Annotated in this window: 8 protein-coding genes; 4 read left to right on the plus strand and 4 right to left on the minus strand. The window is 42.4% G+C overall.

Going from position 1 to position 13,335, the window contains the following annotated elements; genetic code table 11:
• Positions 1-34 precede the first annotated feature (34 nt).
• The 4 genes from IT970_RS14175 to IT970_RS14190 form a co-directional block, all read right to left on the minus strand.
• The gene (locus tag IT970_RS14175) at positions 35-2,107 is read right to left on the minus strand and encodes a M13 family metallopeptidase (protein ID WP_196857430.1); all 2,073 of its coding nucleotides are present in this window, start codon (positions 2,105-2,107) and stop codon (positions 35-37) included.
• Between the two features lie 1,359 nt (positions 2,108-3,466).
• Positions 3,467-3,865, minus strand: coding sequence for an 8-oxo-dGTP diphosphatase MutT (gene mutT, locus IT970_RS14180; RefSeq protein ID WP_065979523.1), 399 nt, complete (start codon positions 3,863-3,865; stop codon positions 3,467-3,469).
• A gap of 62 nt (positions 3,866-3,927) precedes the next feature.
• Entirely contained in the window at positions 3,928-6,636 is a 2,709-nt protein-coding gene (gene secA, locus IT970_RS14185; protein WP_036973239.1) for a preprotein translocase subunit SecA, read from the minus strand.
• A gap of 589 nt (positions 6,637-7,225) precedes the next feature.
• Positions 7,226-7,699, minus strand: a complete 474-nt coding sequence (locus tag IT970_RS14190) for a DUF721 domain-containing protein (protein WP_036973240.1) — start codon at positions 7,697-7,699, stop codon at positions 7,226-7,228.
• Positions 7,700-8,518: 819 nt separating this feature from the next.
• Between IT970_RS14190 and IT970_RS14195 the strand changes: the two genes are divergently transcribed.
• The 4 genes from IT970_RS14195 (at position 8,519) to IT970_RS14210 (ending at position 13,312) form a co-directional block, all read left to right on the plus strand.
• On the plus strand, positions 8,519-9,433 hold the full coding sequence (locus IT970_RS14195; protein ID WP_196857431.1) for an NTP transferase domain-containing protein: 915 nt from the start codon (positions 8,519-8,521) through the stop codon (positions 9,431-9,433).
• 13 nt (positions 9,434-9,446) lie between these two features.
• Positions 9,447-10,526 carry a phosphotransferase enzyme family protein gene (locus IT970_RS14200; protein WP_196857801.1) on the plus strand — a complete coding sequence of 360 codons (1,080 nt, stop codon included), beginning with the start codon at positions 9,447-9,449 and terminating at the stop codon, positions 10,524-10,526.
• 888 nt (positions 10,527-11,414) lie between these two features.
• Positions 11,415-12,785 carry an MBL fold metallo-hydrolase RNA specificity domain-containing protein gene (locus IT970_RS14205; RefSeq protein ID WP_196857432.1) on the plus strand — a complete coding sequence of 457 codons (1,371 nt, stop codon included), beginning with the start codon at positions 11,415-11,417 and terminating at the stop codon, positions 12,783-12,785.
• 158 nt (positions 12,786-12,943) lie between these two features.
• Positions 12,944-13,312 (plus strand): four helix bundle protein, encoded by a 369-nt coding sequence (locus tag IT970_RS14210; protein ID WP_196857433.1) that lies wholly within the window; start codon positions 12,944-12,946, stop codon positions 13,310-13,312.
• Positions 13,313-13,335 lie beyond the last annotated feature (23 nt).

A 13,335-nucleotide genomic window follows, 5' to 3' on the forward strand; every position in this document is an offset into this window, starting at 1 on the left:
AACACTCAGAGCCTTCTTTTCAAACCATGGTTTATTACCAGATCTTCACACGATCTTCTGGTTTGATATACATTTTGTCGCCTTCTTTCACGTCAAATGCCTCATAGAACTCAGGCATGTTTGAAAGAATACCGATTACACGGTAGTGGCTTGGTGAATGAGGGTCTGTCATTAGGCGGTTACGTAACTCTTCATCACGATATTTACGACGCCAGATTTGAGACCAGCCCATAAAGAAACGTTGATCGCCGGTATAGCCGTCAATCACTGGCGCTTTTTCATCACCAAGTGATAATTGATAGGCCGTATAAGCAACTGTTAAGCCACCTAAGTCACCAATATTTTCACCAAGTGTCAGTTCACCATTTACGCTTGCATCTTCAAATGGCTTGTACTCATTGTACTGAGCAACAAGTTGACCTGTGCGCTCTTCAAACTGTTTAAGATCTGATTCGCTCCACCAGTTACGTAAGTTACCGTCACCATCATATTTTGCGCCTTGGTCGTCGAAACCATGGCCTAGTTCGTGGCCGATTACCGCACCGATAGCACCGTAGTTTACTGCGTCATCGGCTTCTAGGTTAAAGAATGGCGGTTGTAAAATAGCTGCAGGGAATACAATTTCGTTATTTACTGGATTGTAGTAAGCGTTAACCGTTTGTGGTGTCATGTGCCACTCAGAGCGGTCTACCGGCTTGCCTATTTTTGCAGTCATGTCTGCAAATTCCCACTCGCTGTAGCGAATGTAGTTACCAACGAGGTCATCACCTTTAATTTCAAGCGATGAATAGTCTTTCCACTTATCTGGATAACCAATTTTAGGCGTGAACTTATCAAGCTTCTCTTTCGCAGCAAGTTTCGTTTCAGGGCTCATCCATTCAAGACCTTCAATCGCAACTGCGTAGCCCTTAATTACGTTATCAACCAGCTCTTCCATACGCGCTTTTGCTTCAGGCGGGAAGTTATCTTTAACGTATACTTTACCTAGAATTTCGCCTAACACACCGTTAGACGCATCAACGGCTTTTTTCCACAGAGGTGATTGCTCTGTCACACCACGAAGTGTTGTGCTGTAAAAATCAAAGTTAAGGTCTACTAGCTCTTTATTTAAAAGACCTGCGTAATTGCTCACAAAATGGAATTTAAGGTAGTTCTGCCATGTTGCTAAATCAGTATCGCTATAGATACCTGCAAATTTTTCTAGGTAGCTAGGCTGGCGAACGATTACGTCGTCGGTTTTAACGCCCGATGCATCAAAATACGCAGCTAAATCGAACTCACCCGTCAATTTATTCGCATCAGCAATGCTCATCTTGTTATAAGATTTGGTTGCATCACGGCTTTCAACGCGGCTCCACTGTGCATCAGCGATACTTGTTTCAAGTGCGATGATATTTTTTGCAGCAGCTTCTGCATCAGCAACACCCGCTTTGCTTAAGATAGCAGTAATGTATGCTTCATAGGCTGCGCGAATCTTGGTGAATTTTTCATCATCTTTTAAGTAGTAATCACGGTCAGGTAAACCTAGGCCTGATTGGTAAACATACATCGCGTTTTCGCTTGAGTTTTTCGCGTCGTTATTTACGTACCAACCAAATGGTAAGCTTCCGCCTTTAATACGTAACTCAGCCATTAATGTAACGAGGTCTGATTTATTCTTAACTGCGTCAACACTTTCAAGAATTGGCGTTAATGGTTTGATACCCGCAGCTTCGCGGCCCGCTTCGTCCATATAGCTGTTATAGAAAGCAGCTAATTTAGCTTCGTCAGAGCCTGGCTTAACATTTTTATTTGCAGCGGCTTTTTCGAGTACTTCTTTCATCGCTTTTTGCGAATCATCATAAAGCTGAGTAAATGAACCGTAGTTTGATTTATCACCTGGAATTTCTGTTTTTTCTAGCCATTCACCGTTAACGTGATAGTAAAAGTCGTCTTGTGCACGAACAGACTTGTCCATGTTCGCCAGTTCAATACCTGAATCTAAAGGTGCTTTTGCTTCAGTGACGGTTGCCGTTGCAGGTGTTTTAATTTCTTGTTCTTTTTCACCACAACCAACAAGACCAAGTGCAAGCGCAATACTTGCAGCGGTAAGTGTTACTTTTTTCATGGGAGTCCTGTACTTAATTGTTTTTGAAGTATCTATTGAAAAACCATAATAGCAGGTAGTTTTTCGCTTCCCCCATAATAAACCTCATATGCAAAACAATAAAATCGAATATGTAACAATTTTTATCAAAAAGGGATGAGCTGCATATTTGAACGATGAAACAAAAAATTAGAGGTTAAAAGATAGAAAATAGAAAATAGAAAATAGAAAATAGAAAATAGAAAATAGAAAATAGAAAATAGAAAATAGAAAATAGAAAATAGAAAATAGAAAATAGAGGTTAGAGGTTAGAGGTTAGAGGTTTGCCACCTTCGCGCGAAATAAATTTCACGCCTACATTAAACCGTAGGCGTTATGCTTGCATGGCGCGTTTGCGCAGCAACATCTTTTATAAGATTCACGGCTAAAGCCCTTCCTACAAGTGACACACATCTCACACGTGGGAGGCGTTTTAACGCCGAAAAAGCAAACCTGTTCAGTGACATTAAACAACCGGCTCAATTTAGCTCGCATCCAACATCTCGCTTCTCGCAGCTCGAACTTCGTTGCTTATAACCTCTTCGCGCGAAATAAATTTCACGCCTACATTAAACCGTAGGCGTTATGCTTGCATGGCGTGTTTGCGCAGCAACGTCTCTTTAAAAATTCACGGCTAAAGCCCTTCCTACAAGTGACACACATCTCACACGTGGGAGGCGTTTTAACGCCGAGAAAGCAAACCTTTTCAGCGGTATTAAACATCCTTCTCGGTTTAGCTCGCATCTCGCTTTAGTACTTCGTTGCTTACAACCTCTTCGCGCGAAATAAATTTCACGCCTACATTAGCTCGCATCTCGTACTTCGTAACTCGTTGCTTACAACCCTTTCACGGCTAAAGCCCTTCCTACAAGTGACACACACTACACACGTGGGAGGCGTTTTAACTATACAAGCTCGCATCTCGCTTCTCGTAACTCGTTACTTATAACCCTTTCACGGCTAAAGCCCTTCCTACAAGTGACACACATCTCTCACGTAGGAGGCGTTTTAACGCCGAAAAAGTAAACCTTTACAGCGGTATTAAACAACCTTCACGGTTTAGCTCGCATCTCGCTTTAGTACTTCGTTGCTTACAACCTCTTCGCGCGAAATAAATTTCACGCCTACATTAAACCGTAGGCGTTATGCTTGCATGGCGCGTTTGCGCAGCAACACCTTTTATAAGATTCACGGCTAAAGCCCTTCCTACAAGTGATACACATCTCTCACGTGGGAGGCGTTTTAACGCCGAAAAGCAAACCTGTTCAGCGGTATTAAACAACCAGCTCGGTATAGCTCGTACCTCGAAATTCGCAGCTCGTTGCTTATTTATCTCGTTACTTATTTAAAACGTTGCTTTATCTTTTCAACTATTTCGACGTTGGCGGCTGGGAACACGTAGTAATCAAGCTCATTAATGGGTACCCACTTACCTTGCTGACCTTCTGCGCCATGGGCTTCGCCTGTAAAGTTATCAACTATATGAACATCTAAACGCACACATTTATCGCCGTAATCGTGTTCGATAACCATTAATTCATCACTGCCATTAACCGTCAGGTTTACTTCTTCTAACAGCTCACGTTGTAACGCTGCAAACACGCTTTCGCCCTGCTCGACCTTGCCACCAGGGAACTCCCATAAGCCACCTTGGTGTTTATCGTCTGGGCGCTTACAAATAAATAATTGTTGGTCTTTATAAATTACACCGACTGCGACATGCACTATTTTCTTAGTCATTTTATATTTCCTCAATCATAAAAAAAGCGACGCAAGCGTCGCTTTTTATCCCAGTGTTTTGGTTACTTTAATTTACCACAACACTGTTTAAACTTTTGACCTGAACCACATGGGCACGGCTCATTACGGCCTACTTTAGGCTCTGCACGGTGGCTAACTACAGCACCTTGTGGCGTTTCGCCGCCAATGTGCTCAGCTTCTTCGTGTTGGTATTCACGTGGTGCATTTTCGCTACGACGATGTTGCTCTTCTACCTTTTCAACATCTTCTTCTGCACGTACTTGAACCTTACTTAAAATACTCACTACGTCGATTTTTAAGTTTTCAAGCATTTCAGAGAATAGCTCGAATGATTCACGCTTGTACTCTTGCTTCGGATTCTTCTGTGCATAACCACGTAAGTGGATACCTTGACGAAGATGATCCATTGCAGCCAAGTGATCTTTCCAGTGTTGGTCTAGGCTTTGTAGCATAATCGCTTTTTCGAATTGACGTAGTACTGAATCGCCCACCATCTCTTCTTTTTGCTTGTATGCTTGCTCAACGGCTTCTTCGATACGCTCACGCAGTTTTTCTTCGTAAAGTTTACTGTCTTCAGCTAGCCATTGTGAAATTGGCAGTTCAATTAAGAAATCTTGCTTTAAGCGTTCTTCAAGGCCTGGAATATCCCACATTTCCGCTAAGCTTTGCGGTGCAATGTATTGGTCAATCATGCCATTAAGAACATCGCTGCGGATTGCAGTGATAGTTTCTGAAATATCGCCTTCTTCAAGTAGTTCGTTACGCTGCGAGTAAACTACGCGACGTTGGTCGTTTGCAACATCATCGTACTCAAGAAGTTGTTTACGTACGTCGAAGTTACGCGCTTCAACTTTACGTTGTGCGTTTTCGATTGCACGGTTAACCCAAGGGTGCTCAATTGCTTCGCCACGTTGCATGCCCAGTTTACGCATCATGTTAGTCATGCGCTCACCTGCGAAGATACGCATTAACGCATCATCCATTGATAAGTAGAAACGGCTCGAACCTGCGTCACCTTGACGACCAGAACGACCACGTAACTGGTTATCGATACGGCGCGACTCGTGACGCTCAGTACCAATGATGTGTAAACCACCAGCTTCGATTACTGCATCATGGCGCTTTTGCCACTCTTCTTTAATCGTTTTGATTTGCTCATCAGTTGGGTTTTCTAGCTTTTCAATTTCGCTGTGCCAGTTACCACCTAACACGATATCGGTACCACGACCGGCCATGTTAGTGGCAATCGTTACTGTGCCAGGTAAGCCCGCGTCAGCAACAATGTCGGCTTCTTGCGCGTGGAATTTAGCATTAAGTACATTGTGCTTAATTTTTTCTTTACGTAAGAATTGCGATAAGTACTCAGAACTTTCGATAGAAATAGTACCCACAAGTACTGGCTGACCACGTTCTTGACAGTCTTTAATATCGGCAAGGATGGCTTCGTACTTTTCTTCTTGTGTTAAATACACAAGATCGGCACGGTCATCACGGATCATCGGTTTATTAGTTGGCATTACAACCGTGTCTAAACCATAAATAGACTGGAACTCAAACGCTTCTGTGTCTGCTGTACCCGTCATACCCGCTAACGTGTCGTATAAACGGAAGTAGTTTTGGAATGTGATTGATGCCAATGTTTGGTTTTCGTTTTGAATGCGTACACCTTCTTTTGCTTCAACAGCTTGGTGTAAGCCTTCTGACCAACGACGGCCTTCCATTGTACGGCCTGTGTGCTCATCAACGATAATTACTTCGTTTTCTTTAACAACGTAATCAACATCTTTTTGATAAAGCTTATGCGCACGCAGTGCTGCGTAAACATGGCTTAATAATGTGATACTTGAAGCTGAATAAAGTGAATCACCTTCTTCGATTAAGCCACGCTCAATCAGTAGTTCTTCAACCTTAATTTGGCCACGCTCAGTTAAATGAACCTGCTTAGACTTTTCATCGATAGTAAAGTCGCCGTCGCCTTCAACGCCTTCTTCGTCTTCTTTTTCTTGCAGCTCAAGTTCTGGCACAATCTTGTTGATTTCGATGTAAAGCTCAGAGCTGTCTTCAGCCGGGCCTGAGATAATAAGCGGCGTACGCGCTTCATCGATTAGGATTGAATCCACCTCATCCACTACAGCATAGTAAAGTGGGCGTTGAACACGCTCGTCAATGCTAAATGCCATGTTATCGCGAAGATAATCAAAGCCAAATTCGTTATTTGTACCGTAAGTAATGTCGGCGCTGTAAGCCACTTTCTTTTGCTGTGGCATCATGCCTGGCACATTACAGCCTACGGTTAGGCCAAGGAATTCAAATAATGGGCGGTTGGTTTCTGCGTCACGCTTTGCAAGGTAGTCGTTCACGGTAATAACATGAACACCTTTACCCGTTAAACCACGTAGGTATGCAGGCAATGTTGCTGTTAGTGTTTTACCTTCACCGGTACGCATTTCTGCGATACGGCCTTGGTGTAATACCATACCACCTAGTAGCTGTACGTCGAAATGACGCATGCCATTTACACGCTTAGATGCTTCACGTACCACAGCAAATGCTTCTGGTAGAATATCATCTAGGCTTTGTCCGTTATCGTAACGCTCTCTAAATTCTGCTGTTTTTGCTTTTAGATCTTCATCAGAAAGCGCTTCTAATTGCGTTTCAAGCGCATTGATCAGTGCGACCGTCTTTCTTAGGTTTTTAATAGTGCGGTCATTGCGACTACCAAAAATCTTGGTAAATAAATTAGATATCATGATAAAACCGTTACAATATATTCTTTGTTAGCTACTCGTTAGCTAACCCACTTTCTACAATTGATAATTAATATGCGCTTATGCTTATGATGTAGAGCATATTAATTAACAATTTATCTGTACGCTGTTCAAAACACCGCTTATTTCGTGCGCTATCATACCAGAGTCTGCGCAACATCAAACCATCTCAGCGTGAAGATATGGAATTTCAGCAAGAAAATTTAAAAATCAGCCGTAAACTTTAGTTTAACCCCGCAAAAAAACACGAAAATTAAACCACCCGATAGATATGGCGACATTCGAAATAAAATCAAGATGTGGGGTGAAAAAAGGCGATTTGGTTAGTGGTTAGTGGTTAGTGGTTAGTGGTTAGTGGTTAGTGGTTAGTGGTTAGTGGTTAGTGGTTAGTGGTTAGAACAAAATAAATCCTCTTTAACCTCAAGCAAGCTGCGTGATCTAACTTCTAATATCTAACTTCTAATATCTAACTTCTAATATCTAACTTCTAATATCTAACTTCTAACTTCTAACTTCTAACTTCTAACTTCTATTATAAACCTTCGCGCGAAATAAATTTCACGCCTACAAGTTACTTCTTTCGCCCGTGCAATGCCAAGCGCTCAAGTTTTTCTTTCAGTGATGGCGGTGCATCAGCGGCGATAGCCGTTAAGTAATCAGCTGTTTGCTCGCTCATTTGGCGCTTAGAAACGGGTTTATTGTCGTGTTTTGGTGAGGCTGATAAACGTTGGGTTGCTTGCGGATTCGCTGTTATTTTAATTTGCCCGAGCTCTGCCATACCCGCAGCACGAAAGTGCGAAAGCATATCCATTTTTAAATAATTTAAACGCAGCGCAATAGGCGCAGAAACAGCTTCGATCATTAACGTACCATCACGATAGTTACTTACGCGGCATTTTTTAGACAGTATTTCCCCTAAAAACTCATCAAGAATAGCTTGTTGGCTCGAAAGACCTTGCGTTTTTCCAGCATACGACGCAAGACGGCCACTCAAGCCAGCCATAATATCGCCAAGCGCTTTTGGCGCGTATCTATCTTTTGCCATAATTATCTACCTAAACGGTTTTATTACCTACCAAAGAGAATATACCACCGACCGCCAAGGTAAAGCGAGAATAACAAGATGCGAGAACCGAGATACGAGCTGCGAGCTGTAAAGCACCTTCGCGCGAAATAAATTTCACGCCTACATTAAACCGTAGGCGTTATGCTTGCATGGCGCGTTTGCGCAGCAACATCTTTTATAAGATTCACGGCTAAAGCCCTTCCTACAAGTGATACACATCACACACGTGGGAGGTGTTTTAACGCCGAAAAAGCAAACCTTTTCAGCGACATTAAACAACCATCTCGGTTTAGCTCGCATCTCGCTTCTCGTAACTCGTTGCTTATAACCCCTTCGCGCGAAATAAATTTCACGCCTACATTAAACCGTAGGCGTTATGCTTGCATGGCGCGTTTGCGCAGCAACGTCTCTTTTAAAATTCACGGCTAAAGCCCTTCCTACAAGTGACACTCATCTCACACGTGGGAGGCGTTTTAACGCCGAAAAAGCAAACCTTTTCAGCGGTATTAATTAACCTTCTCGATTTAGCTGTACTAGCTCGCATCTCGCTTCTCGTACTTCGTTGCTTACACCCCTTTCACGGCTAAAGCCCTTCCTACAAGTGATACACACTACACACGTAGGAGGCGTTTTAACGCCGAAAAAGCAAACCTGTTCAGTGACATTAAACAACCAGCTCAATTTAGCTCGCATCTCGCTTCTCGTAACTCGTTACTTATAATTTCACGGTTCAAGCCCCTCCTACGCCGTAAATATTTCTGGTAAACTTTTCCTTTGTTTTTTCACTCTGAATGCGCAATGACACAACACTCTCTAACTTTAATCGTATTGGCGGGCGGGCTTGGTAGCCGTTTTGGTGGAAATAAGCAAATTGCTGAGATCCCAGGCCTTGGTTGTACCATTATGGAACTCAGCATTGCCGATGCAGTAAACGCGGGGGTAAGCCAAGTTGTCATCGTGATTAATAAAAAAATACGTGCAGAGTTCGAGGCCACCATTTTACCTCGCTTACCTAAATCACTCGACATTGTGCTCGTAGAACAAGAAATCACATCGATACCCACTAAATTTAGCTCTCTAGCCACAACGCGCACTAAACCTTGGGGTACAGGCCACGCACTTTTATGTGCAAAACCGTTTGTTCATAACCCTGCTATAGTTATCACCGCCGATGATTATTACGGTGCTTCATCATTCGAGATTATCGCAGAACATTTTAAATACAATTCGCAGTGGGCAATGGTTGGCTACCCAATTAAAGACACGCTTTCAAAGCAAGGTGGCGTTAACCGGGGGGTATGTAAAGTAGATCAGCAAGGTTATCTTATCGATGTGGTCGAGTATTTAGATATAAAACGTGAGAACAACACGCTTTATGGCAATAACCCACACGGTGAACAGTGCGAAATAGCAAATGATGCACTAGGCTCAATGAGCTTTTGGGGAATTACACCGCGTATTTTTGAGTATTTAGAGAGTGGTTTTTCTGAGTTTCTAGAAGATAATGACAACGGTGTCACAAAAGAGTATTATTTGCCTGACCAAATCCAAAAAGCAATCAAAAACACATTTCAATCAGTGGCTGTCTACCAGGCTCAATCTGCTTGGTATGGTGTTACTTACAGATCAGAGCTAGAAAAGGTTTCAAAAAAGCTTTATGAATTACATCACGGACGAACTAACGACAAGCACACCTGTTCAAATGCAAATTAAAAGTGAATTTCCTATGAAGTCTAACCCAGTTGCAGCGCATTTATCTGAATGTTTTGGCCTAAACAAAGTGGATGTAAGTCTAAAACCAATTGGCAACGGCCACATCAACACCACAATGCTTTTAAAAACGGACGAACATGCGCTAGTTGTGCAAAAGCTCAATACCGATGTGTTTCCACACCCAGAGCAACTGGTCGAAAATGCACGTTTGATTGAACAGCATTTAACAGAAAAACACCAAAAAGGTGAGTATGATTTAGACATTATTCGCCATGTACCCACAATAAAAAATGACTTTTTGGTTGAGTACGATCACGGTGTGTGGCGTGCACTCGAATTTATTGGCGGCAGTTACAGCGAAGATGTTGTTGCAACGATTTCGCAGGCACAAACTGCAGCCAATGCATTTGGACAATTCGCTCTAGCATTGCAAGACTTTGAAGCTGACCAGCTGCATCATGTCATTCCTAATTTTCATAATTTAGCGATGCGTTTTGATGCTTTCAAAAAGGTCGTCGAACATGACCCAGCAAGCAGAGTTGCGCTTTGCCAAAGCGATATTGATTTTTGCTTAAACCAATATACGCTAGTCGATGAGCTAAAAGAGCTTGAAGGTAAAATTCCACTTAGACCTTGCCATAACGACACGAAAATAAACAACATGCTTTTTTGTAAGCAGTCAGATGATGCCAAAGCCGTTATCGACCTAGATACCTGCATGCCAGGCTACTGGTTGTTTGATTTTGGTGACATGGTGCGTACATTCTGCTCACCAGAGCAAGAAGACTCTACGAATTTAAACAACGTGCGCGTTCGCGAAGAGATCTTCGCCGCTATCGTAAAAGGTTATGTAGAACCGTTAAAAGAGGTTATTACCGACGCCGAAAAAGAAAGCTTTTGGCTTGGTACAAAAGTCATGACCTTTATGATTGGCCTGCGCTTTTTAACCGACTTTATCGATGGTGATAACTACTTTGCCACCAAGCACGCACACCATAACCTAGAACGTGCCCGCAACCAGTTTGCCCTATACCGCGATATTCTCGCCAAAGAGCATACCCTTAAAGCGATTTTAGAGATAAATAAGGGATGAACTGAAGTAGAGGTTAGAGGTTAGAGGTTAGAGGTTAGAGGTTAGCCATCTTCGCGCGAAATAAATTTCACGCCTACATTAGCTCGCATCTCGCTTTTCGCAGCTCGTTGCTTATAACCCTTTCACGGCTAAAGCCCCTCCTACAAGTGATACACATTACACATGTGGGAGGTGTTTTAACGCCAAAAAAGCAAACCTGTTCAGTGGTATTAAACATCCTTCACGGTTTAGATCGCATCTCGCTTCTCGCAGCTCGTTGCTTACAACCCTTTCGCGCGAAATAAATTTCACGCCTACATTAGCTCGCATCTCGCTTTTCGTAACTCGCTGCTTATAACCCTTTCACGCGAAATAAATTTCACGCCTACAAAAGATACACATCTCTCACGTAGGAGGCGTTTTAACGCCGAAAAAGCAAACCTTTTCAGCGGTATTAAACATCCTTCACGGTTTAGCTCGCATCTCGCATCTCGCTTCTCGTAACTCGTTGCTTACACCCCTTTCACGGCTAAAGCCCCTCCTACAAGTGATACACATTACACATGTGGGAGGTGTTTTAATGCCGAAAAAGCAAACCTGTTCAGCGGTATTAAACAACCTTCACGATTTAGCTGTACTAGCTCGCATCTCGTACTTCGTAACTCGTAACTCGTTACTATAACCCTTTCACGGCTAAAGCCCCTCCTACAAGTGATACACATCACACATGTGGGAGGCGTTTTAACGCCGAAAAAGCAAACCTGTTCAGTGGTATAAAACATCCTTCACGGTTTAGCTCGCATCTCGTTACTCGTTGCTCGTTATGGTTACCTATGCCTTATCATCCGTTGCTCTAACAACCAATAACCTCTATGCTGAAAACTACCCCATTAATACCGAAGGTATATTATGCATATAAAACACCATGGAGCGGTGAACGGCGTAACTGGCTCATGCCACCAGCTATTCATAAACGACTCGGCTTCTTTACTTGTTGATTGTGGTTTGTTTCAGGGAGAAGAAAGCAAACACGATCTTAATATCGAATTTGATATTTCAACATTAAAGGGGCTTCTTGTTACCCATTGCCACATTGATCATGTTGGTCGTATTCCATACCTACTCGCAGCAGGTTTCAGAGGGCCTATTTATACCTCTTTGGCAAGTGCTAAACTCCTGCCCATGGTGATTGAAGATGCTTTAAAAGTAGGCGTCACCCGCGATGAAAGCATGATCCGCACTTGCCTTAAATTACTTAAACGACAAATTATTGCGATTGATTTTAATCAGTGGCATGTTCTCGATGACTTACAGCTAAAAACAAAGTTTCGTTTGCAGCGTGCTGGGCATATTTTAGGCTCAGCTTATATTGAAATTGAACTTGGCAGTAAACCAAATACACATCGCGTCGTTTTTTCTGGTGATTTAGGCGCCCCCTATACACCACTGTTACCTACTCCTAAGCCACCTTATAAAGCTGATACTCTCGTTATTGAATCAACCTACGGCGATAAAAACCATCAGGGCAGAAAAGAGCGAGTAACAATGCTTAAAAAGGTTATTGAGCGAGCTGTAAGCGACAACGGAGTGGTGCTTATACCTGCCTTTAGTATTGGCCGAACGCAAGAGCTCCTATACGAGCTTGAACAGATTATTCATGCCGCGAGTAAACGCTCCATGTGGCATACACTACAAATTATTGTAGATTCACCCATGGCGGCAAATTTCACGACTGAGTACCTGCACTTTAAAGAACTGTGGGACGACGAAGCTAAAAAAAGAATAAACCAAGGCCGCCATCCGCTCGATTTTAGCCAGTTACATACCATCGACACTCACCAAGAGCACCAAGCACTTATTAACTTTTTAGATTCTAAACAACAGCCTGCCATTATTATTGCAGCAAGTGGCATGTGCAGCGGTGGCAGAATTGTGAATTATCTAGCTCGCTTTTTGCCAGACAAAACAACCGATGTCATTTTTGTAGGCTACCAAGGACAAGGAACTCTTGGGCGCGATATTCAAACCTATGGCCCACGCAATGGTTATGTATTTATAAATAACGAAAAAGTAACCATAAACGCACAAATCCACACAATTAGCGGCTACAGCGCCCACGCAGATCAAACCGGATTAATTAAGTTTGTAACCGGTATGCGTAAAAAACCCCGTTTAATTAAAATCGTTCATGGCGATGAACAAGCAAAACAGACATTAGCAGAAAAACTCGAACAGGCTTTAGGAAAAGAAATAGGAATAGAAATAGTGGTTAGAAATTAGAAATTAGAAATTAGAAGTTAGAAGTTAGAAGTTAGAAGTTAGAAGTTAGAAGTTAGAAGTTAGAGGTTAGAGGTTAGAGGTTAGAGGTTAGAGGTTAGAGGTTAGAGGTTAGAGGTTAGAGGTTAGAAACTAGATTAAAATAGCACAAGGAATTTGTTATGAATTTTGAAAACTTAGATGTATGGAAACGTTCGGCACGGTTAAGTGCAGATATTTATAAATCAACAACTAAGATTAAAGATTTTGGCTTTCGAGACCAGTTAACGCGTTCAGGTTTGTCTGTACCTAGCAATATTGCAGAGGGGGTTAGTCGCGAAAGTTTTAAAGAAAAAAGTCGATTTATCGATATTGCGAGAGCTTCTCTTGCTGAAGCAAGAACACAAATTTATATTGGTATAGAAATAGGCTATATAAACCGAGATGAAGCACAACTTTGGATCAAAAAAACAAAAGAGTTAGGTGCAATGCTAACGGGCCTAAAACAACGCTTTGATAAAAGACTAGAAGCTAGTGGCTCTAACCACTAACTTCTAATATCTAGCTTCTAAAG

The sequence above is a fragment of the Pseudoalteromonas sp. A41-2 genome, from assembly GCF_015767615.1.
GTDB lineage: Bacteria > Pseudomonadota > Gammaproteobacteria > Enterobacterales > Alteromonadaceae > Pseudoalteromonas > Pseudoalteromonas lipolytica.